Source organism: Rothia sp. (in: high G+C Gram-positive bacteria) (genome assembly GCF_030540545.1).
Lineage (GTDB): Bacteria > Actinomycetota > Actinomycetes > Actinomycetales > Micrococcaceae > Rothia.
Genome location: NZ_JAUNVZ010000003.1, coordinates 174218 through 195720 on the forward strand (window position 1 = coordinate 174218; position 21503 = coordinate 195720).

Genomic DNA, 21503 nt, shown 5'->3' on the forward strand with positions numbered 1-21503 from the left:
TAGAATAGCTCACAATTATTATTGTGACTTCTTCTAAAACTCGACGTATTGTAATTCTGGGTGGCGGCCCCGCCGGCTACGAGGCCGCGCTGGTTGCTGCCTCCTCCGGTGCCGATGTCACCCTGATTGAAAAGAACGCTATCGGTGGCTCCGCTGTGCTCACCGATGTGGTGCCTTCGAAGACCCTGATTGCTACCGCGGAGACCATGACTCAGTTCTCCGACGCCGGCAGCCTGGGCATTGAAAATATGCAGGGTTTGACCCCTCAGCTGCGCGTGGATATGAACAAGGTGAACACCCGCGTGCTCAACCTCGCTAAGCAGCAGTCTGCCGATATTAAGCGCGCTCTGGCTACCGCGGGCGTTAAGCTCATTCACGGTTCTGCTCGTCTTGCCGACCGCCACACCGTGCACGTGACCGATAATACCGGTCTGGAGTATGAGCTGCACGCTGATTTTGTGCTGTTGGCTGTGGGCACCCACCCGCGCGAAATGGCTACCGGCATGCCCGATGGCGAGCGCATTCTGACTTGGACTCAGCTGTATAATCTGCGCGAGGTTCCCGAAGAGCTGATCGTGATCGGTTCGGGTGTGACCGGTGCCGAGTTCGCTTCCGCTTATGAGGGTCTGGGCTCGAAGGTTACTCTGATTTCTTCTCGCGATCGTGTGCTTCCCGGTGAGGATGAAGACGCAGCTCGCGTACTGGAGGACGTTTTTGAACGCCGTGGCGTGCGCGTGATGCCGCGCTCGCGTGCAGATGCTGTGGAGCGTACCGAGGCTGGCGTGGTGGTGACCCTTTCTGATGGCCGTAAGGTCTCGGGTACTCACTGCCTGGTGGCTATTGGTTCTATTCCCAATACTGCGGATATGGGTCTTGAGGAGGCTGGCGTTGAGCTGGCTCCCAGCGGTCACGTACTGGTAGATGGTGTGTCCCGTACCTCGGTGAACAATATCTATGCTGCCGGTGATTGCACCGGCGTGTACCCCCTGGCATCCGTGGCGGCTATGCAGGGTCGTATCGCTATGGCTCACGTGCTCGGCGATATCGTCAAGCCCCTGCGCACCGACCAGGTTGCGGCGAATATTTTCACCTCCCCCGAGATTGCGACCGTAGGCATTACCGAGAAGGAACTCAACGATGGCGACCGCCGAGGTGATGCCGTCATGATTCCTCTGCCCACCAATCCGCGCGCCAAGATGATGGCTGTGACCGAGGGCTTTGTGAAGATTTTCGCCCGCAAGCACTCCGGCACCGTGATCGGTGGCGTGGTCGTGGGTCCACGTGCCTCCGAGCTGATTTTCCCCATTTCCCTGGCGGTGGATAAGAAGCTGAACGTGGACGATCTGGCGGAGACCTTTGCCGTGTACCCGTCCCTGACCGGTACCATTGCCGAGGCTGCGCGTCGTCTGCACCCGCGCTACTAAAGGACGCTACGTACCTGGCCCCTCTATCGGGTAGATAAACTCAGGGAGCCGGTGATTCATGACGAATCACCGGCTCCCTTAGTGTTTTGTAGAGAAGCTAGTAGATCAAGCCTTAGGCCTTAGCCTCTTCCTTTTCTTCGCCCACAGCGTCCATATCAATATCCTTGGTCTCATGGGTGAGCAGGATAAAGATAATGCTCAGGATTGCAGCAATGGCCAGGTACAGACCCACCGCGCCGGTACCGTAAGCGGAGTTGAGCGCCACGGCAACGAAGGGGGTCAGAGATGCGCCCAGAATACTTGCAATATTGTAGGCAAGACCCGAGGCGGTGTAACGCACATTGGTCGGGTACAGCTCGGGCAGGTAGGCACTCATCGAACCGAAGGAGAAGCCCATCAGCAGCATACCCACCGAGAGGAATACGGTAATCAGCACGGTGTTTGCACCCGCACCGGTGCCCAGACGCTCCGGGTTCAGGAAGTACACGAAGGACAGACCGAAAATCGCAATAGCGATGGTGGTCCACAGCTGCTGCTTGCGGCGACCGTACTTATCGGCGTAGTAACCCGAGAGAGGAATAGCGACAGCGAAGAAGACAATGGAGATCAGCTGAATAATCAGGAAGGTGCTGTAGCTAATGCCCAGACCGCCCTTTTCGGGCTTGGCAATACCGTAGGAGAGAATCCACGCGGTCATCAGGTAGAAGAGCACATAGCAGGCAACCATAATGAAGGTACCCTGAATAATGGGCCACCATGCGGTGCGCACTGCAGCAACCAGAGGGGTCTTAACCTTCTTGTCTTCCTTAATAACCTTCTGGAAGACGGGGGTTTCCTCCAGCTTGAAACGCACGTACAGACCCACAGCAACCATCACAATGGAGCACAGGAAGGGAATACGCCAGCCCCAGACCAGGAAAGCGCTGTCCAGATTACCCTTATCGCGGGTGGAATCAAAGCCCATCAGAGCGGTCAGAATCAGCATAAAGCCGTTCGCGAGAATAAAGCCGATGGGTGCGCCCAGCTGCGGCCACATAGCTGCGCGTGCACGCTTGCCCGGCTCGGAGTATTCACTGGCCAGCAGCGCCGCACCGGACCATTCGCCGCCCAGACCCAGGCCCTGGCAGAAACGCAGAATGGTCAGCATTGCCGGTGCCCAGATACCAATCTGCTGGTAGGTGGGTAGCAGACCGATGAAGAAAGTCGCTAGGCCCATGGTCAGTAGCGCGCCGACCAGGGTTGCTTTACGACCGATCTTATCGCCAAAGTGGCCGAAGATAATGGAACCGACGGGGCGAGCAACGAATGCCACACCGAAGGTTGCGAAGGAGGTCAGCAGTGCGGTGGTCGGGTCCTGGGTGTTCGCGAAGAAGAGCGCAGGGAAGACCGCCACGGCTGCGGTGGCGTAGATATAGAAGTCGTAGAATTCGATAGTGGTGCCCACCAGGGAGGCGATAATGACCTGTCCCCTGGTGGTCTTGGATACAGGTGCTTCCGCTACCTGATCCGTGGTAGTCACAGTTGAGCTCATGGCTGTCCTTTGTGAATTGTGTGTTGAAAATTCTCCGCGCGCGGCGGATATCTTAGGCACGAGGGGATAGCGAAGGCTATCTGAACATCGCACTTAAGGCATACCGTATAACTCTACGCGCTTAAACCTATGATTGTAAATATTTTCACGCCCTGATACCCCTATACGGACAGTGAATATGCACTCTATGTATAATGTCCAGCCCGGGCAGATACCTGCCCAACTGCCAGCTCAAACTACCAGCTCAAGAAAAAGAGGGCAGCACAAAGCCCCGCATTCCTTTCTCAACGAATACGGGGCTTTGAGAAGTGTCTCTAGAGACTACTTAATGGTCGCCAGCACAGCACCAGCGGTGACAGTATCACCGGCAGCAGCGGACAGACCGGAAATCTTACCCGCCTTATGAGCATTAATGGGCTGCTCCATCTTCATAGCCTCCAGCACCAGCACCAAATCGCCCTCGGCAACGGTATCGCCATCAGAGACAGCAACCTTCACAATGGTGCCCTGCATGGGGCTGGTCAGATCATTACCGTTCGCGGCAGAGGAGGCGCCGCGAGCGCTACGGGACTTACGCGACTTGGAGGCACTCTTCGCGGCGGGCTTGGAGGCACCAGCAGCCAAGTCCCCGGGCAGTACAACTTCCAGGCGCTTGCCGTTGACCTCAACAACCACTCGCTGACGGTCCTCATCCTCACTATCGGCAGCACCCAGGGTACCGTCGTACTGGGGGATAGTGTTCTTAAACTCGGTCTCAATCCAGCGAGTGTGCACCTTGAACGGCTCACCCTCAGCCGGTGCGAAAGCGGGCTCGTCCAGCACCACGCGGTGGAAGGGAACCACGGTGGGCATACCCTCAATATTCAGCTCAGCCAGGGCGCGACGGGCACGAGCCAGAGCCTGAGTGCGGTCAGCGCCGGTAACAATCAGCTTTGCCAGCATGGAGTCGAAGTTACCGCCGATGACATCGCCTTCAACAATGCCAGAATCCCAACGCACACCGGGGCCGGTGGGAATCTGCAGCTTCTCGACGGTACCGGGGGCGGGCATAAAGGAACGGCCCGCATCCTCACCATTAATACGGAACTCAAAAGAGTGGCCGCGCAGTACCGGGTCTTCGGTGCCGATCTTCTCGCCGCGGGCAATGCGGAACTGCTCGCGTACCAGATCCAGACCGGAGATTTCCTCGGAGACCGGGTGCTCCACCTGCAGGCGGGTGTTTACTTCCAGGAAGGAAATGGTGCCGTCGGTACCGACCAGGAACTCGCAGGTACCTGCACCCATATAGCCGGCCTCACGCAAAATAGCCTTGGACGCCTCGTATAGGCGCTCATTCTGCTCATCGCTCAGGTACGGTGCGGGCGCCTCTTCAACCAGCTTCTGATTGCGGCGCTGCAGGGAGCAGTCACGGGTGGATACCACAATAACATTGCCGTAGGCATCCGCCAGGCACTGGGTTTCAACGTGGCGCGGGGAGTCCAGGAATCGCTCAATAAAGCATTCGCCGCGACCAAAGGCAGCGGTTGCCTCACGCACAGCGGATTCGTACATTTCCACAATTTCGCTGCGCTCGCGTGCCACCTTAATACCGCGACCGCCACCACCAAAAGCGGCCTTGACCGCTACGGGCAGGCCGAACTCATCGGCGAAGTCCAGCACTTCCTGAGCGCTGGAAACGGGGTCCTTGGTGCCGGGCACCAGGGGAGCGCCCACCTTCTGTGCAATGTGGCGGGCAGCGACCTTATCGCCCAGCTGGGTAATGGATTCGGGGGAAGGACCAATCCAGGTCAGACCGGCATCCAGGCACTTCTGAGCGAACTCTGCGTTTTCGGAGAGGAAGCCGTAGCCGGGGTGCACGGCATCTGCCTGGGAACGGATAGCAATCTCAATGAGCTTGTCCATGACCAGGTAGGACTGTGCAGCGGTGGCACCACCCAGGGCGTAGGCTTCGTCGGCAAGCTTAACGTGCAGGGCGTCGCGATCGGGGTCGGCATATACTGCAACGGTTTTAATGCCTTCATCGCGTGCTGCGCGGATAACGCGCACGGCGATTTCACCGCGGTTGGCAATGAGTACCTTGCTGACCGGTCCGGTGTGCTTGCCCTCTACGGCGGTAAAAGCGGTAGCGTCGTGGGTAGTAGTCACGGATAAGCTCCTTCTATCCTTGATCTATGGTCTCGGATAGTCTCTCGCTAGTGTGGTGCGTGGCGCTCGCGCGCAGGGCGCGGGTATAACACGCATTACTTAACATATAAATTCTAACAGCCGGTCAGCTAAACCTTAGTCTTCAAACAGCCCAGAAAGCTCAAAGAATGCTGAAGATTCACGTGAAAGTTTAGTCTGGGCCCTCACTCATCGGTGCAGGAGGCGCTTTTCGGCGATTACGCAGGGCCAAGAGACTAGCGTTCAGTCGGGCTCACCCAGAAATCCATGATGGCAAGATGACGTTCGGAGAGCATCACTCGTAGAGCCTGAATGCTCAAACCCACCACGGTATGGAACTCACCCTCAATACGGGAAATAAAGGCGGCACCGTAGCCATCCAGAGTAAAGGAACCGGCAACCTCCAGCGGCTCGGTGGTGGCAATATAGGCGTCAATTTCCTGCTCAGTCATGGAGTCAAAGAAAACGCGGGCGCTGCGCAGCTGAGCAAGAGGCTCGGTAGCAGGCTCGCGCAGATCAATGAGAGCATGACCGGTATGCAGCACACCGTGCGAGCCGCTCATGGCGCTCATACGCTCGCGCGCCACCTGCGGGCTATGGGGCTTACCGTAGGCAAAACCGCCCACCTCAAAAACCGAATCGCAGCCAAGTACCAGGGCATTGTTCACCCCGGCGGCGCGAAGCTCAGCCACCACGGCACCCACCTTGGCCTCGGCGAGCAGCTGGGCGGTGGCGGCGGGGGAGAGAGCGGGCTGCCCGGCAGCTTGCGCACGGTCAGAAGCTGCTTTAAGAACAGCGTCCTCATCCACGGAAGACACCATCACCATAAAACGCACCCCGGAATCCTGCAGGAGCTTACGGCGTGCGGGTGAGGCGGAGGCAAGCACCAGCACGGGGGAATCAGACAGGGACGCAGCGGCAGCAATTTCAGAAATACTCATACACCCATTGTAAAAGTTCGGGACCTCAGCGTGCCCTTTGGCGCTTCTACCAAACAACCCATATGCACACAGGGATATAGCGAGCAGAAAGATACAATAGAAACCAAGAAAATACCCGCCACGAAAGGCACATTATGAGCCAAAGCCCGCTCGCCCAATACACCGGGCGCTATTTCCTCAACCGCATGGTTCCCAGGGACCCGAATGAGCACGGCCGCGCCGCCAGCATGCTCGAGCTATTCTTCGACCTGGTCTTTGTGGTCGCCATCCTCTTCGCAGGGTCTGAACTGCACCACGCCCTAACCCACGGTCACGTCATGGCGGGTGTGCTCAACTATGCCCTGGTCATGTTCTACATCTGGTGGGCGTGGATGAACTTCACCTGGTTCGCCTCCTCCTTTGATACCGACGACTGGCTCTATCGTCTGCTGGTCATTATTCAGATGAGTGGCGTGCTGGTCATCGCCGGTAATATGCACACCATTTTTGACGGTGACCCTGTACCCGGCCTGATTGGCTACCTGATTATGCGTTTTGCCCAGGTGCTGCAATGGTTGCGCGCCTCCCGCACCCCTGGCTCCACCCGCAAAACCGCGCTGATCTACACCGCCGGTATTACCCTGGTGCAGGCTGGCTGGGCTGTTATGTCGCTGAATCACATTCAGTGGCTAATTCCCGTGCTAATCCTTGCCGAGCTTTCCGTTCCGGTCATTGCTGAGCGCGCCGGCGGCACCCCCTGGCACGGCCACCACCTGAGCGAACGCTACGGCCTGCTGGGTCTGATCGTGATGGGTGAATCCCTGCGCGCTGCCGCCCTGGCATTCCAGGAGGCAAGCCAGACCCCGGACGCCGCCCTGGCACTCTACGGCGTGGGCGCTATGGCTATTGCTATTAGCGCGGGCATGTGGTGGATTTACTTCTGGCCGCCGCACCATCACTCCATTAACCAGTCTAATTTTTGGGGCACTCTGCGCTACGGCTACCTGCACTATTTCATCTTCGCAACCATTGCAGCATTTGCTGCCGGCGTGGAAGTTATTAGCGATACCATTGCGCATAAGAACCATGTGGGCGAAGCCTACGCTGGTCTGTCCCTGTCAATCCCTGTGGGTCTGTTCATTCTCGCCGTGTGGTTTGTGGTCATTCGTGACTACGCGCCCATGGCGATTAACCTGGCGATGCCCGCAGTTGGCTTGGTGACCATGGTTCAGGGTTTCCTCCCCTTCTCCATGATTGCGGTGGCTATGACTGTGACCCTGCTGGTGGCAACCCTGGTCATGTACCGTCCCCTGGATTACAATCGTTCGCACGCCAAGGCAGAAGCGCGATTGGAGCCGTAGCCTCTACTGTTTTATACGCTTTAAACGCTAAGTCCCCGGGTATATGACCCGGGGGCTTAGCGTTTAAAGGGCTTGTACCTCTGCGAGGTACTCAAGAAAAACAGGGATATCTTCTTTCAGAATATTCCAGATAATTTCAGGACTAACTGATTCATATCCGTGTCCAATAAGATTGCGTAATGCAATAATACGGTGCCAATCTTCCCTCTCATGCTCAGCATAAAACTCTGGAAAACCGCGACGAATACATGCCATATTTTCACCCGCTTCATGCATTCGCATGCACACAGCATCCTGACGCATAGGCTCCCGCATGAAAACTTCGTGAGACACCGCGCTATACATCTGCGCAGCCTTTAGCGCTTCTTCAACAAGAATCAGATAGGGCTGAGGACTCTTAGTCATAGCGGAATATCCTGTAGATCCTGCTGAATATAGGGGAGGAAAGGTTCTTTAACGGAAGTCAACAAGTCTACTTTCCGATGAACAGTGCTCTCCAGTTCCTGTTTCAAATCAAAGAAACGGAAACCTAATGTCGGCAATATGCCCGGCTTGAACTCCACCAGCAGATCAATATCGCTTGAATCCTTCAGCTCACCGCGAGCGGCACTACCGAAAATCTGGGCACGCTGTACACCGTAGGCACGCAAAATCTCTACGACCTCGTGCTCATGGGGCAGGTCATAGGAACGGGGCATTGTGCTCGTGCTCATAGTATTAGTCTAACAAAAGTAGCTGAGCCACGCCCTGCATCGGGGGGGAGAGAGAGAGAACGGGCTTCCTTTTCCCTCGTTGGTGGTACTGCTAGAGCAGACCCTCAGCCTTGATAAGATTCGGCACAAAACGCGCATAGTAATCGGTCACCGGGCCATTGGTTTCACGAATACCCAAGCCCACGCAACGCCCGGCAACCACCCAGGAACCAATCACCGGGTGGTTAGAGGACTGAATAATACCCGTGTACTCGGGGATCGGTACATACTCCTGGTAGATAAATTCACTCTCGGGAGCGCTATTGAAGAAATCGTCCTCCTCGGGCTTGGCAAAAACCCCGTAGTCCGGGGCGTGAATCTCAATACCGTCCCCCTCACGACCGAAAATAGGCTTACGCACCCAGTTACGCAAACCGCCATCGTGACCGGCGAAAGTGGGGACCAGATTCTTATGCCCGGGATTCAACTCCCACAGGGCTGCCAGCAGCAGTTTATTGGAGAGGAACATTTTCCACGCCGGCTCAATCCAACGCTGCATACGGTCATAGTAGGCAAAGAGCAGACGGTCATAGCCGCTCTCAGAATCGGTGACCATATCCTCCCAGGGATAGAGCTTAAAGAGGTTGCTTATCACCGTACCCTCGGCGTCTACCCAACGCTGGTTTTCCTCATCAAAAATAACTTCGTCAATGGGGATCATGGTGGTTGCAATACCCGCCTCGCGTGCGGCGTGCGCCAGCAGCCAGAGGTTCTCTTTATCCTCACCGCTGGGATCCACCTCATCGGTCACATGCGCCAGGTGCAGATGAGGCTGCAGCCCCTTGCCCTGCGCAAAGGCCTTAAGTTCCGCGGCAAAGAGGTGCTTCCAGCGGCCGATAAAGGATTCGCCCAGCTCATTAAAGTGCACATAGGAGCGATTATCCAGGCGCTGATCCACATACCAGCTGCGCTGACTCACGGCTGCCTCCACAATGCCGGTGGGAGTGTCGGCGTTATATTCCAGCAGCTTGGGTGCCTGACCTGCAATACCGCTATAGACCAGGTCGAAACGGCCGTAAAAATCCTGCTCGCGCGCATTCCAGGAACTCTTCGCCAGCTCAAAGGCAGCGGCGGGTAGTCCTAGGGTTCCGTAGGCGCCGGATGCCATATGGCCGACCGCCTGCAGGCACATGCGGTGCAGCTCTTCACTATCGGCACGCAGCGCGTCCATCTCTTCGGGCGTGAAGACATAGGCGGCGTATTCATTCCAATAGTGCACATCCCCGGGGAAGTCAATGCTATAGGTCAGGCCTTCTTCTTCGATGGTGCGCTCCCAATCGGGGCGACCCACGGGAAATTCTTCACGGCGCATAGGTACCTCATCTTCTGTTGGATAGGCGGTGATTGATTCTCTAGTCAGAGTACCAGCTACTTATGTGCAAACGCTGGGAAATGAGTAGCACAAACACCTTCACGATGATGCACAGATGAGATAAAAAGGAATATGTCATAGCTCGTCATGAACTTTGGTACGTTAACGAGCACAGCTCTAGAGTGGGGCTCACTACAATAGATAGAGCAAGAAGCGCTCGGGAGGTATTTCCTTCCGAGCGCTTTGTCTATGCCGATATTTACCGTTGATGGGTTTTATCGTATGCCTCTTTACCACCGGGGTAGGCAGTGAGAATTTTAGAGGTATACCCTAGCGTGAGATATTGCTGAGCTCCATAGGCACAGGATTTAAAGGTGCCGCCCTCTTCTGGGACGTAGACGTAAAAGGTGCCTCCTCGGTTGGAAATACCGTGAAGATATTGATTATTTCGGGGAGCATAAGCTTCACCTATGGCAGGGATTCGCACACTATCTGGATCTTCATTATCATCGAGTTCAATATAGTCCCAAGAGTAGGCAGGCATATCGTGGCTAACACTTCGCTTCCACGCATCTGCTGCATCGCCGACTTCCTCACAAAGCTGATCTTTGACTCGCGCGATGGGCTTTTGAGAGAAATACTTGATCTTATATTCCTGCTGCAAAGCTAAAAATTCCTGCATATCGGGGCTATAGTGTGTGGGAATAGGAGAAGGAGTAGGAGGCTGGGTAAGACTCACACAAATACGTACATATTCATATCTGAAAGTAACAGCAGTTGGCTTAGAAGTCGGAGAAGAATCCGAATTTTCAGAGCCAAAATGATATATCATACCTGCAAAGAGAGAAACCATGATAAAGGGCATCAGAAACCAAAGACAGGATATCCCCTCGCTCCGCATCCCGCGCGCTCTTTCATTCTGTGCATAGTCGCGCAAATACTCCGTATAGGAGTCCCTGGAAGAGAGCACTTTCTGAGATGAACGATGTGTAGACATAATCCTTCCCAACATATCGGTGAAATAGAGTCTTAGCCGCCGGAGGAACCGCCACCGGACTTCGAACCGCCGCCAAAGCCGCCCTTAGAACCGGATGACTTCGAACCCGACTTAGAGCCAGACTTCGAGGAAGAGCCGGAGTTAGACCCTGAATTAGAGCCAGACTTAGAACCGGAATTCGAGGAGGTCTTACCTCCACTAATAGTACTCGTAGTCTTACCGGAAGAACGAGTGCTGGTCTTCTTCGCGCTCTTATAGCTGCTTTCATAGCTACCGCCACTGGTGGATACACCCGAATACACGGTGCCATTACTGGGCTTTGAATAGCTACCGCCCTCCACACGCGAACCCACCGAAGGCACAGTGCTATTCGAAGAAGAAGAGCCATAACCGCCCACATAGTACCAATGGTAGGAGCTGCGGTGATAGCTATGAGAACTTGAGGAGGGAGACGCCGAGGCAACGCTACCGTCCCCGGCAAAGTCAGCATCCGAGCCTGCCGCCTCACAATAGCTATCGTCCACGCGCAGTCCGCTATTGGAATCCTGACAGACCTGCGCATACTCTTCGCTCTGAATAGTATTTTCCTCGGTGCGGCGATTGCGCATCAGGGCGTAGAAAGTCAGAATACCGGCAAGCACCAGAGCAATAATAATAATCGCAATGAGCACCCTCTGGTACATGGGCATGGGGTTTTTAGACTGCGCCGGCTGGTGAACCGGCGACTTAGCAAAACCCACGGGAGCGTGGCGGCTGGGTGAATAGTTCATAGCTGTATGTGTATCTTTCTGCACCGGAGCAATTATCCGATGCATTCAGAGCATAGCGGAAAGAGCTGACGTTTTAAGCTACCAAAGAATCCTGATAATTTGGTGAGAACCTTAGCGCCGGCGCGCGGGGTGCCCTCATATAGCCCGCTCACTCCAGAACACTATATAGTTCTGCCCCGCAATACACACTAACAGGGTATCGCGGGGCAGAACCAGAATATCTACGCGCTAGATGCCAACGGCTTAGTCGTCGTCATCCTCATCGTCATCATCAAAATTATCCACGGGTGCATCCGAGAGCGCACGGCGCAACACGTCCAGACCCAGGGAACCCAGTATGAGAGCACGGGTGTGGAACTCGCGCAGCTCGGTACCGGAAGCCACAGCCTCATCGCGCAGCTGCAGCCACAGGCGCTCGCCAATCTTATAACTGGGAGCCTGACCCGGCCAGCCCAAATAGCGCAGGTACTCAAACTTCACGCTATCCTCGGTGGCGTCAAAATTACGCTTGAGGAACTCATAACCCAGCTCAGGAGTCCAGATAGTGCCCGGCTCAACGCCCAGCTCGGCAGCCCATTCCTCGGGTACGGGCAGCTCGCAGTGCACACCAATATCAAAGACCACGCGGGCTGCGCGCAAACGCTGAGCATCCAGCCAACCCATACGATCGCCCAGATCATCCATAAAGCCCAGCTCCACCATCAGACGCTCTGCGTACAGAGCCCAGCCCTCACCGTGGCCGGAGACCCACAGCATATTGGCGCGGTACTTATTCAACGCAGCCGACATAGCGGTTGCCACGCTCATCTGCAGGTGGTGACCCGGCACGCCCTCGTGGTACACGGTGGAGGTTTCACGCCAGGTACCGAAGGTGTCATCCCCCTCAGGCACGGACCACCACATGCGGCCCGGGCGGGAGAAATCGGGGGAGGGACCGGTGTAGTAAATACCGCCCTCGTGAGTGGGGGCAATACGGCACTCCAGGTTCAGCATGGGGCCGGCAATCTCAAAGTGCTCACCGGCAAGAGCCTGTACCGCCGCATCGGAGCGGCGCTGCATCCACGCCTGCAGCTCGTCGGTGCCGTGCAGCACACGCTCGGGGTCGGCGTCGAGAATCTGCTTGGCTTCTTCAATACTTGCGCCGGGCTTAATCTGCTCGGCAATCTCCTGCTGCGCGGCAATAATGGAGGCGAGCTCACGCGCACCCCAGGCGTAGGTTTCATCCAGGTCAATGTGCGCGCCCAGGAAATAGCGGGAGTACAGAGCATAGTCCTTACGACCCACGGCGTCCTTTTCGGGGGCGGCGGGCAGCAGTACGGTACGGATGTACTCGGCAAGATCGGCGTAGGCTTCCTTCGCTTCGGCGGCGGCTTCCAGAGCCTGATCGCAGAGCTGCTCGCAGCCGGTAGCGATTTCCTTCGCCAGCTCGTCAAAGTAGCCATTCTCAGCCACGTAGGCGTCGATCTGTTCTGTAACGGCGCGCAGCTGACGGGCCGGGGAGATTTTACCCTCGGCGCGTGCGCTGTCGAGGTTTTCGCGCAGGGATGCCAGGGCTACGGGTACATTGCCCAGACGACCCACAATAAAGCCCCAGTCTTCGGGGCTATTGCGGTTCATCAGATCGAAGCTGGAACGCACCGACTGCACCACGGAGGTAATGTTGTTCAGCTGCCAGGAGCCGTGACCGGCGCGGCGGAATGCCAAATCCAGTTCCAGACGCTCCTGCATGGCATCCAAAGTGACTAGATCGGTGTCGTCCACGGGGATAATGGCTTCAAGGTCCGCGAGGGTTTTCTTGACCAGTTCCGTGTAGGCTGCATCGCCTGCGGGGGAGTAGTCGGGGAATAGGGTTTCTACGCCGGTGCGACCTTCTTCGGTTGCGTAGACGGGGTTCAGATCCAGAACCGCTTCGTAGAATGCGTTTGCAATGGCGTCCACATCGCTTTGGGCACGCTGCGGGCGGTAGATGGCGGGAAGCTCTTCATAGATACTCATATGTCTATCCTAACCTATACGACCCGGCGATGGTAATATAGTTCACTTTTATGACGTTCTACATGAGGTTGAAGTGGATGGATGGAGAGGGAGAAATACGAGAAGCCGTACCAGCAGGCACGGTTTCACAAGGTGGCGCTTCGGAGTCTTTTTCGCCTCCAGCTACCGGTTGCCATTCTATCAAGGGTGATGTCTATGGTGGGTGTGTGGTGACTATATGCCACAGCGTGAAATATTTTCCAGAATTACTCTAGGAAAAAGTGGTATTTAATGTAATTAGATACATCTTATTGCTCTCTATTGTATTTTAAATATGCATATTTTTGAATCCAAGGCTCGGTTCATCCTTGAAATAGAGTAGGCTCTCTAGATACGGTGGATATACACTCTCATTTCGTTACTCTCGCCCCGTGCGAGATTTTTCGATACTCTCCAAGGGAGGAGAATATGAGCCGATATATCCGAACTCTACTGGGCACAGCAGTAGCGCTGATTGCTTTGGTGACCTCGTGCGCGGCGCCTTCTGGAACTTTTCAACAGGGGGACTCCTCTCCGGCAATGCACGGCGAGATAACTCCCGCAACTGAAGTTGACACCCAAGCTATGTCCAAAGTTAACAATCTATTCAGTGAGCCTGAAATTGTAGCTCAAGCCTATAAAAAACTCGTGAATGATTGTATGGCTTCCCGCGGATTTCCCGAATATAAAGCAGCACGACAGGGCCGAGCGCACTATAGCGTTCGTTCCCTCATGGTTCCCGCTCCTTTGACTATTGAGCAAGCAACCACCCGCGGATACCCGCCTCTGCTGGAACGAGATGCCGATAGTACTCCCGAGGAAAGCGTGACCGAAGCGCAAGCAAAAGCCCTCATGGGACAAAGCTCTGAAGAAACGCGTGATGGCCAGCCAGTTATTGGATGCCGCTATATCGCTCAGGAGGAAATCTTTGGGGATGCTCAGGGCGCTTCTACCTTCTACGGTGGATCGAACAATGCACCTCTTGCCTATATTAACAAGGCAAAACAAACCCCCGAGATGATGCACATACACCAGCAATGGTCTGAATGCATGAAAAAACGCGGCTACCAATACCTAAGCCCGGATGAAGCTTATCTGCAGGGCAGAGAAGAAAATCTACCCCGCCAGGATGCAGAATGCCGAGAAGAAATAGGGTACGAGCAGGCGATAACCAACCAGCTCAATGCATACCTTACAAGCTTCCTGAACGAAAACCAGGTTTTAATAGAGCGAATCGCACAAGCGAAGAAAAACGCTGAAGAGAACGCACCCAAAATTCTTGACGGCACGCTATAAATTATGGTGCCGGCTACATCATGATGCCCGCAGGTTCTAAAACCTGCGGGCATCATGACATTTCTAGTGTAGGGGCGCTCAGACTACATGGGGCGGGCACGACGCCACGAGCCGGGACCCGGACGCAAACCAGCGCCCAAACGCTGACGACGATTCAATAGACGCGAAGCCTGCTCAACCAGCGAGGGGGAACCCTTCGCCGCAGCCTGAGCAGATAGAGCAGCCACCACAGCGGTCAACGCGGCAAGCTCCTCATCATTAGGATCACCCGAAACCACCGAAAAAAGCGGAGTCGCAGGCTCAGGAGCAGCCGGAGCAGAATCCGCGACAGCTACAGAAGACTCAGCCTCCGGGCGCGCATCAGCCGATTCGCTCGCAGCAGGCTCAGCCTTCTTACGGCCAAAGGAAAAATAACTCAGCGGATTCGCCACCGCGCACTCCTTAACGTACAGAACCGATACTCTGGCAGAGCACCGACGCCAGAATCACAACATATAGTTCTCTTCCCGCCCGGAACCCTAGTCACTGTGTACCTGAGGATCCGGGCGAGAAGAGATCAGAGAATAATTTAGAGCGGAATATTACCGTGCTTCTTCGCCGGGGTCGAGGCACGCTTATCGTGCAGAGCACGCAGCGAAGAAATAATACGCACGCGCGTCTCATTCGGCGCAATAACCTCGTCAATATAACCCAGCTCAGCAGCCTGATAGGGGTTCAGCAGCTCCGCCTCATACTGAGCAATCAGCTCAGCACGGCGCGCCTCAACATCGCCACCGGCAGCCTCAACAGCAGCCAAATCACGACGGTACAGAATATTCACTGCACCCTGAGCACCCATCACACCGATCTGCGCGGTGGGCCACGCCAGGTTAATATCGGCACCCAGCTTCTTAGAACCCATCACAATATACGCGCCGCCATAAGCCTTACGGGTAATCACAGTGACCAGCGGAACGGTAGCCTCCGCATAGGCGTAGAGCAGCTTAGCGCCGCGGCGAATAATACCGTTGAACTCCTGGTCGGTACCCGGCAAGAAGCCCGGAACATCCACAAAAGTCACAATCGGAATATTGAAAGCATCGCAATTGCGCACAAAACGAGCTGCCTTCTCCGAAGCATTAATGTCCAGGCAGCCGGCGAATTGCATGGGCTGATTCGCCACAATACCCACAGTGCGACCCTCAATACGGGCATAACCAATCATGACATTCGGAGCGTACAGAGCCTGCATCTCCAAGAAATGGCCGTCATCCACCACGGATTCAATCACCGCGCGCATATCGTAGGGCTGGTTCGCCGAATCGGGAATCAGGGTATCCAAATCCAGATCGTCCAGGGTAATCTGAGGCTCCTGCTCATGCTCCAAAGGCAGAGCCTCCGCCAGGTTATTGGAGGGCAGGAATTCCAGCAGCTCACGTACAAAGTCGAAAGCGTCGTCTTCATCCTCAGCAAGGTAGGCACTGGTGCCGGTGACAGTATTGTGCTGGCGCGCGCCACCCAGGGTCTCCATATCCACTTCCTCACCCGTGACGGTCTTAATAACGTCCGGGCCGGTAATGAACATATGGGACGTCTTATCCACCATAATGATGTAATCGGTCAGCGCGGGGGAGTATGCCGCACCACCGGCGCAGGGACCCATAATGACCGAAATCTGCGGCACCACACCGGAGGCGCGCACATTCATACGGAAAATATCGGCAAACATTGCCAAGGACGCCACGCCCTCCTGAATACGGGCGCCACCACCATCATTAATGCCAATAATCGGGCAGCCATTACGCAGAGCGAACTTCTGCACCTTAACAATCTTCTCGCCATTGACCTGGGAGAGAGAACCACCGTACACGGTGAAATCCTGAGAGTACACAGCCACCAGGCGGCCGTCAATGGTGCCGTAACCAGCTACCAGGCCGTCGCCTAGGGGGCGCTTTGCCTCCATACCAAAGGCGTTGGTGCGGTGACGAGCCAGGGCATCAAATTCTACAAAGGAGCCCTCATCCAGCAGCATATCAACGCGCTCGCGTGCGGTGTTCTTGCCGCGGGCGTGCTGCTTTTCAATGGCTGCTTCGCCACTGGGCACATAGCTCTGCTCGCGGCGCGCATAGAAATCGGCGAGCTTACCGGCGGTGGTGCTCAGATCAAATTCCGTTTCCTGCGACATAGTCCCTCAATTCTTCTATGGATGGGTCGTATCGGTGAGCGTGTACTGTAACCACCCCGTATGGGGGAGTCCACGCATAGCTGTTTTAACTATACGTGGTTTGTGCCGCCGATTACTAGGCGAAGTGCCCTGTATGCCTGAAAAGAAACACTATTCCCGCCCGGCTATTGAACATCTATCGAGTATCTGCTGATCTCGGCAGATAAAATCTTCGGTTCTATAGCGCGGACGGGAATAGATACGCTGTGCTTAGCGCTGCTTAGATAGTGCCCAGAACCGGGTTCCACTCCTGGATGGAGTACTCCAGTACAGCACCACCAATATTCATGGGGTCATTGGCAATAATCTGCTCGGCAATCTCAGCAGAGTCAACCTTGGCAATAATCAGCGCGCCGCGAGCCACCTTCTCGCCATCCTGCTCTGCCAAGAGAGGACCGGAAACTACCAGGGAACCCGCCTCAATCTGGGCTGCCAGGTACTCGCGGTGAGCCGGGCGGTACTTTGCCTGCTCTTCGGGTGCGGCATAGGTGTAGGAAATTGCAAAATAGGCCATGATGATCCTTTCGTGGCGGGCGTGCGATATGTCGAGAATAAACCTCGAATAATGACCCTATCGGATGAGGATGAATGCATCCTTTGGGTACACTACTTCTAACGGTACACCACCGTGAGGCTGCATAGAAGCGGCGGTGTTTGCGTGTTTGCACAGAATACGAATAACGCGGTACCGGAACATAACCAAGCTATGGAAAGGCGCACTATGCTTCCCGCTAGTCTCTCACTCACCTCGGCTGAACCGCGCGTCCTTGAGAACCCGCTGCCCGGGTACACCCGTCTTTTCTATCTGCCGCAGGTAGACTCCACCAATACGTACGCTGCCGCCCTGCTCAAGGATTCTGCTGAAGAATTGGGGCAGCTGAGCGTATGCGTGAGCATGGATCAGCGCGCCGGTAAGGGCCGACTGGACCGCACCTGGCAGGCTCCGGCCGGTACCTGTTTGGCGACCACCATTATTGCCCGTCCGGCGCAGGGTGAGCATCCTCTGGTGCTGGAGCAGTACCCCTGGGCTACGCTCATTGCGGCCCTGGCGGTGCATCAGACCTGGATCTTGTTGCGTGTTAAAGCCGGTATCAAATGGCCTAATGATGTGATGATGAGCGATAAGAAAGGCTGCGGTATTTTGGCGCAGCTGGTGCACGAGGATGACGGTAGTTATGCCCTGTGTATTGGAGTGGGGCAGAACCTGTTGATGACTGAGGACCAGCTACCGGTTGAGAATGCCACCAGCGTGCTGATTGAAAGCGGTACGGCGTACGAACCCGAACGCGTACTTAAAATTTTCCTCACCATTTTTGAAAACTTCTGGAATGCTTTTGTGCAGCAGGGTTTGGATGCTGAGCTGTCGGAAGAATTCGGTGATTATGAGGGCTATACCTTGCGTGAGCTCATCACCGAGCGTATGCAGACCATCGGTCGCCGGGTGCGCGTTATCCTGCCCGAGGGTGAGCGATACGGGCTCGCTGTGGGTCTTGGAGCCGGCGGCCAGCTGCTGGTTGAGCACGACGGTGGCGAGCGGGTAGAGTATTCGGCTGCCGATGTGGAGCATGTGCGTGCCGTGGACGGATCCTATAGCTCCTAGTCCGTACTAGCTGGTTCTGTACTAGCCCGGCGCTCTAGAGATAGCTGCCAATACACAGCCTGCATACATAAAAGTGGGTTATGCTGAAAAGAGAAATCACCGTATCCCACTCGGCAGAAAGAAAAAGCCATGCGATTGCGCGGAAGCCTGTACCCGAATGAACGGACCCTGGTCATGACCCGGGCGCATCCGGCATCCCTCATTCCCGCCCTGCTCCAGCTGCTGCTGGCAAGCGCGGCGGCAAGTTTCGCCGCAACCGCCGCTTCCTCAGCCTTTTTGTGGTGGACGGGCACGAGCCTGTGCCTGCTCTGGCTGGTGCTGAGCCTGCGCCGCGTGCTGCGCTGGGTGCGCACCCGCTACGCCATTACCACGCACCGCCTGGTGATTTTGCGCGGCTGGGTCTCTTCCGCCAAGCATGAGGCACTGCCCCTGGATGCACTGGGACCGCGCCGAATTGAGCGCAATACCCTGGGTAAGCGTTGGGGCTATGGCACGCTGGTGGTGGAATCGCTGGGGGTGCAGCATCGTTTCCGTCAGTTGCCGGAAGTCTCGTATTTTGCGGCGATTTTGGACCGTTCTTGGCGTGAAAATTACGCCCTGCGTACCGGCTATATGGGTTAGTTTCACCTTATCGTTTCCCTGTTTTTCACAGTGCTCAAAGCTGACGAATGGGGCACTGCGCGGTAAAATGGGGAATGCTCCAGAGCGTTCAATCCACGATTGCCCGTTAGACTGGGGCGTTTTGGGGTGTCTTGTGACCAATATGAAGAATGAATAATTTTTCAAAAATATTGACGTAATACTCAAAAAAGCTGGAAAATTTGTGAGCTACACCCCATAATGGGGGTATATGGGGTGCATATCACACTTGGTGGTGAATAGGCGCCCGAGCCCCAATGACGATGCAGACTAAGGAAAGGAGGAGCGATGGACGGCAACAACGAACACGCCCAACCTGAGAATCACGAACCTCAGGCAGAGCGAACCTTCGGTGCACCCGTACCCGAAAGCACCTCCTCTGGGCAGAAATTGAGCATTGGCCCCGAAACCCAAATGCTCAACCTGAAAATTCTACGCAACCTCTCCCAAAGCAACCTCTACCGCGACGAAGCCTCCAAAGAAGGCGTACGCCAGCTAGAACAGGCGCTGCTGGGAGAGCGCATTAGCTACACCCCCGCCCAGGCAGCAGAGCACGCCGGAGTAGAACTCGAACACGCCGAAAAAGTATGGCGCAATATGGGCTTTCCCAACCTACTCCAGGATTCCCCCTACTTCACCGATCGAGACGTTACCATCCTCTCCCAACTGGAAGAGATGGTCACCAAAAGCACCGTAGCGCGAGAAGGCACTTTCTCCCTGGTGCGCTCGGTTGGACAGCTCACCGATCGTATTGTTGCCTGGCAAATTGAAGCCCTGGTCGAGGGCATTATGATTCGTGAAAAGGTCAGCGATGCCGATGCGCGCCGCATTCTGCTGCACCAGCTACCCGAGCTCATGGACGCTCTGGAAGCCCTGACCCTCTACGCATACCGCCGCCAAATGTACACCGGAGTACTGCGCCTGGCGCTACGCGAAAACAACCCGGAAGACACCGCACCGCACAAGCTGCCGCTCATGCGCGGCGTGGGCTTTGTCGACCTGGTTTCCTATACCTCCCTGGTGCGTAACCTGAACGCACGGGAACTCTCGCACCTGATCAACCATTTTGAACAGAGCTGCCTGGATATTATCGGCCCGCGCGGCGGACGCATCATTAAAACCCTGGGTGACGAGGTCTTCTTCCTGACCGAATCCCCCGAAATGATCGCCGATATTAGCCTGGCTCTGGCAGAAGAAATTGGTGCCGATGAGCAGCTACCCGCCGTAAGGGTAGCGTTTATCTGGGGCGAGGTGCTGGCAAACCGCGGCGATGTCTACGGATCCAGCGTGAATATGGCATCCCGCCTGGTCTCTCAGGCAGAGCCCGGAACCGTGCTCACCGACGCGGACACCGCCCGGATGCTCGCCGCCTTTGGCGACCGTTTTAACCTGGTATCTCAGGGTACCCGCAATGTTCGAAGCTTTGGCAATGTGGACCCGGTGGCTGTCAGCCGCGGGACCAATAGCATGGAGAATAAATGAAACCGACCACTGAATTGACCCTGCGTACCGGCAGCGCAACGCACCGCGGCGCCCACCGAGAAAATAACGAAGACTCGATGGTCGTCGCCGGTAGCCTGAGCGTAGTCGCCGACGGTATGGGCGGTCACGAAGCCGGAGAAGTCGCCTCGCGCCTGTGCGTGCGCCAGTTGGCGTATTCCTCCCTGTTCACCCGCCCTGGCGGGCTGACCGAGCAGGAACAGGCTGAATTTGAGATTCGCTACGCCGCAGCAGGTGGCGGTCGCAAGGCCACCAATGTACTCAATGACGAGATTATGCGCACCCTGGAAAAGCTGCGCACCCTACTGGGCGAAACCAATGAAAAGATTAAAACCGCTCTCTCCCGCGCGGGCGGAACCACCGTCACCGGCGCCTGGCTAACCACCATTGGGGACCACAATCTCTGGGTGATTTTCAACGTGGGTGACTCGCGCACCTACCGCCTGATGCGCCCCGAAGACGGTATTCACCACTCCAATTTGGAGCAGCTCTCGGGCGACCGCGGTACTGCCTCCCTGGAGCAGATTACGAGCGACCACTCCGAGGTGCAGTACCTGGTGGATGAGGGTCAGATTACCGCCCTGGAGGCGCTGACCCACCCTCGCCGCAATGTTATTACCCGCGCCCTGGGCACCGGTAACTACTGGGAGCCGGATTTTTGGGTGCTGCCCGCCCGCCCGGGTGACCGCCTAATGCTCTGCTCCGACGGTCTTTCCGGTGAGCTTTCGCATGAGTATATGGCTCGCGTGCTCACCTCGGTGCGCCACCCGCAGGATGCTGCCGATGTGCTGCAGAATGAGGCTCTGCGTGCCGGTGGCCGCGATAATATTACCGTGGTGGTCGCTGACGCCCAGCAGGTAGAAGACTAAAGAGATGCTCATGCCCCGTTAGGTGAAAGCCTGGCGGGGCATTGCTCTATGCTCTTTTGCTCTGTGTTCTTTTGCTCTAGGCTCTGCGGCTTTTCTCTCCAGCTAACCGGCGCCTGTTACTCGTGAAGAGAGCTGACATAAAATAGGAGGGTG

The 21503-nt window shown here is 55.9% G+C and carries 19 protein-coding genes; 7 read left to right on the forward strand and 12 right to left on the reverse strand.

Annotation, left to right across the window (positions count from 1 at the left end):
- Window positions 1-23: 23 nt before the first annotated feature.
- Window positions 24-1424, forward strand: coding sequence for an NAD(P)H-quinone dehydrogenase (locus Q4P78_RS03865; protein ID WP_303339000.1), 1401 nt, complete (start codon window positions 24-26; stop codon window positions 1422-1424).
- A 112-nt stretch (window positions 1425-1536) separates the two neighbouring features.
- On the opposite strand, the gene Q4P78_RS03870 is transcribed toward Q4P78_RS03865, so the two are convergent.
- From Q4P78_RS03870 to Q4P78_RS03880, 3 genes are all read right to left on the reverse strand, one after another.
- Entirely contained in the window at window positions 1537-2955 is a 1419-nt protein-coding gene (locus Q4P78_RS03870) for an MFS transporter (protein ID WP_303339001.1), read from the reverse strand.
- 321 nt (window positions 2956-3276) lie between these two features.
- A complete protein-coding gene (locus Q4P78_RS03875; RefSeq protein WP_303339002.1) occupies window positions 3277-5100 on the reverse strand; it encodes a biotin carboxylase N-terminal domain-containing protein in 1824 nt (607 codons plus the stop codon).
- Between the two features lie 254 nt (window positions 5101-5354).
- Entirely contained in the window at window positions 5355-6059 is a 705-nt protein-coding gene (locus tag Q4P78_RS03880) for a nucleoside triphosphate pyrophosphatase (protein ID WP_303339003.1), read from the reverse strand.
- Between the two features lie 134 nt (window positions 6060-6193).
- On the opposite strand from Q4P78_RS03880, the gene Q4P78_RS03885 reads away from it, so the two are divergent.
- Entirely contained in the window at window positions 6194-7399 is a 1206-nt protein-coding gene (locus Q4P78_RS03885) for a low temperature requirement protein A (RefSeq protein ID WP_303339004.1), read from the forward strand.
- 63 nt (window positions 7400-7462) lie between these two features.
- On the opposite strand, the gene Q4P78_RS03890 is transcribed toward Q4P78_RS03885, so the two are convergent.
- The 6 genes from Q4P78_RS03890 to Q4P78_RS03915 form a co-directional block, all read right to left on the reverse strand.
- The gene (locus Q4P78_RS03890) at window positions 7463-7804 is read right to left on the reverse strand and encodes a DUF86 domain-containing protein (RefSeq protein WP_303339005.1); all 342 of its coding nucleotides are present in this window, start codon (window positions 7802-7804) and stop codon (window positions 7463-7465) included.
- Window positions 7801-8112, reverse strand: a complete 312-nt coding sequence (locus Q4P78_RS03895) for a nucleotidyltransferase family protein (protein WP_303339006.1) — start codon at window positions 8110-8112, stop codon at window positions 7801-7803. The genes Q4P78_RS03890 and Q4P78_RS03895 overlap by 4 nt, the downstream gene beginning before the upstream one ends.
- Before the next feature lie 91 nt (window positions 8113-8203).
- Entirely contained in the window at window positions 8204-9463 is a 1260-nt protein-coding gene (locus tag Q4P78_RS03900; protein WP_303339007.1) for a glutathionylspermidine synthase family protein, read from the reverse strand.
- Window positions 9464-9722: 259 nt separating this feature from the next.
- Complete coding sequence (locus Q4P78_RS03905) at window positions 9723-10460, reverse strand: hypothetical protein (RefSeq protein WP_303339008.1); 738 nt, start codon at window positions 10458-10460, stop codon at window positions 9723-9725.
- 32 nt (window positions 10461-10492) lie between these two features.
- Entirely contained in the window at window positions 10493-11230 is a 738-nt protein-coding gene (locus tag Q4P78_RS03910) for a hypothetical protein (protein ID WP_303339009.1), read from the reverse strand.
- Window positions 11231-11473: 243 nt separating this feature from the next.
- Window positions 11474-13225 (reverse strand): DUF885 domain-containing protein, encoded by a 1752-nt coding sequence (locus Q4P78_RS03915; protein WP_303339010.1) that lies wholly within the window; start codon window positions 13223-13225, stop codon window positions 11474-11476.
- Window positions 13226-13672: 447 nt separating this feature from the next.
- Here Q4P78_RS03915 and Q4P78_RS03920 point away from each other — a divergent pair, with 447 nt between their 5' ends.
- Entirely contained in the window at window positions 13673-14539 is an 867-nt protein-coding gene (locus tag Q4P78_RS03920; protein WP_303339011.1) for a hypothetical protein, read from the forward strand.
- Between the two features lie 83 nt (window positions 14540-14622).
- Here Q4P78_RS03920 and Q4P78_RS03925 read toward each other — a convergent pair whose 3' ends face one another.
- The 3 genes from Q4P78_RS03925 to Q4P78_RS03935 form a co-directional block, all read right to left on the reverse strand.
- The gene (locus Q4P78_RS03925) at window positions 14623-14970 is read right to left on the reverse strand and encodes an acyl-CoA carboxylase epsilon subunit (protein ID WP_303339012.1); all 348 of its coding nucleotides are present in this window, start codon (window positions 14968-14970) and stop codon (window positions 14623-14625) included.
- A gap of 137 nt (window positions 14971-15107) precedes the next feature.
- Window positions 15108-16703, reverse strand: coding sequence for an acyl-CoA carboxylase subunit beta (locus tag Q4P78_RS03930; RefSeq protein WP_303339013.1), 1596 nt, complete (start codon window positions 16701-16703; stop codon window positions 15108-15110).
- A 259-nt stretch (window positions 16704-16962) separates the two neighbouring features.
- Window positions 16963-17256 (reverse strand): YciI family protein, encoded by a 294-nt coding sequence (locus Q4P78_RS03935; RefSeq protein ID WP_303339014.1) that lies wholly within the window; start codon window positions 17254-17256, stop codon window positions 16963-16965.
- Window positions 17257-17463: 207 nt separating this feature from the next.
- Between Q4P78_RS03935 and Q4P78_RS03940 the strand changes: the two genes are divergently transcribed.
- From Q4P78_RS03940 to Q4P78_RS03955, 4 genes are all read left to right on the forward strand, one after another.
- On the forward strand, window positions 17464-18342 hold the full coding sequence (locus Q4P78_RS03940) for a biotin--[acetyl-CoA-carboxylase] ligase (RefSeq protein WP_303339015.1): 879 nt from the start codon (window positions 17464-17466) through the stop codon (window positions 18340-18342).
- 129 nt (window positions 18343-18471) lie between these two features.
- The gene (locus Q4P78_RS03945) at window positions 18472-18963 is read left to right on the forward strand and encodes a PH domain-containing protein (RefSeq protein WP_303339016.1); all 492 of its coding nucleotides are present in this window, start codon (window positions 18472-18474) and stop codon (window positions 18961-18963) included.
- Between the two features lie 432 nt (window positions 18964-19395).
- Window positions 19396-20463: an adenylate/guanylate cyclase domain-containing protein gene (locus tag Q4P78_RS03950; protein ID WP_303339104.1), complete on the forward strand. Its 1068-nt coding sequence runs from the start codon at window positions 19396-19398 to the stop codon at window positions 20461-20463.
- Window positions 20460-21350 carry a PP2C family serine/threonine-protein phosphatase gene (locus Q4P78_RS03955; protein WP_303339017.1) on the forward strand — a complete coding sequence of 297 codons (891 nt, stop codon included), beginning with the start codon at window positions 20460-20462 and terminating at the stop codon, window positions 21348-21350. Before Q4P78_RS03950 ends, Q4P78_RS03955 begins: the two co-directional genes overlap by 4 nt.
- Window positions 21351-21503: the final 153 nt, after the last annotated feature.

Excerpts from the sequence above, each read along its gene's own strand:
- Q4P78_RS03870 (WP_303339001.1), bottom strand. The coding sequence starts at position 2,955 with ATGAGCTCAACTGTGACTACCACGGATCAGGTAGCGGAAGCACCTGTA.
- Q4P78_RS03880 (WP_303339003.1), bottom strand. The coding sequence starts at position 6,059 with ATGAGTATTTCTGAAATTGCTGCCGCTGCGTCCCTGTCTGATTCCCCC.
- Q4P78_RS03885 (WP_303339004.1), top strand. The coding sequence starts at position 6,194 with ATGAGCCAAAGCCCGCTCGCCCAATACACCGGGCGCTATTTCCTCAAC.
- Q4P78_RS03890 (WP_303339005.1), bottom strand. The coding sequence starts at position 7,804 with ATGACTAAGAGTCCTCAGCCCTATCTGATTCTTGTTGAAGAAGCGCTA.
- Q4P78_RS03895 (WP_303339006.1), bottom strand. The coding sequence starts at position 8,112 with ATGAGCACGAGCACAATGCCCCGTTCCTATGACCTGCCCCATGAGCAC.
- Q4P78_RS03900 (WP_303339007.1), bottom strand. The coding sequence starts at position 9,463 with ATGCGCCGTGAAGAATTTCCCGTGGGTCGCCCCGATTGGGAGCGCACC.
- Q4P78_RS03905 (WP_303339008.1), bottom strand. The coding sequence starts at position 10,460 with ATGTCTACACATCGTTCATCTCAGAAAGTGCTCTCTTCCAGGGACTCC.
- Q4P78_RS03910 (WP_303339009.1), bottom strand. The coding sequence starts at position 11,230 with ATGAACTATTCACCCAGCCGCCACGCTCCCGTGGGTTTTGCTAAGTCG.
- Q4P78_RS03915 (WP_303339010.1), bottom strand. The coding sequence starts at position 13,225 with ATGAGTATCTATGAAGAGCTTCCCGCCATCTACCGCCCGCAGCGTGCC.
- Q4P78_RS03920 (WP_303339011.1), top strand. The coding sequence starts at position 13,673 with ATGAGCCGATATATCCGAACTCTACTGGGCACAGCAGTAGCGCTGATT.
- Q4P78_RS03930 (WP_303339013.1), bottom strand. The coding sequence starts at position 16,703 with ATGTCGCAGGAAACGGAATTTGATCTGAGCACCACCGCCGGTAAGCTC.
- Q4P78_RS03935 (WP_303339014.1), bottom strand. The coding sequence starts at position 17,256 with ATGGCCTATTTTGCAATTTCCTACACCTATGCCGCACCCGAAGAGCAG.
- Q4P78_RS03940 (WP_303339015.1), top strand. The coding sequence starts at position 17,464 with ATGCTTCCCGCTAGTCTCTCACTCACCTCGGCTGAACCGCGCGTCCTT.
- Q4P78_RS03945 (WP_303339016.1), top strand. The coding sequence starts at position 18,472 with ATGCGATTGCGCGGAAGCCTGTACCCGAATGAACGGACCCTGGTCATG.
- Q4P78_RS03950 (WP_303339104.1), top strand. The coding sequence starts at position 19,396 with ATGCTCAACCTGAAAATTCTACGCAACCTCTCCCAAAGCAACCTCTAC.
- Q4P78_RS03955 (WP_303339017.1), top strand. The coding sequence starts at position 20,460 with ATGAAACCGACCACTGAATTGACCCTGCGTACCGGCAGCGCAACGCAC.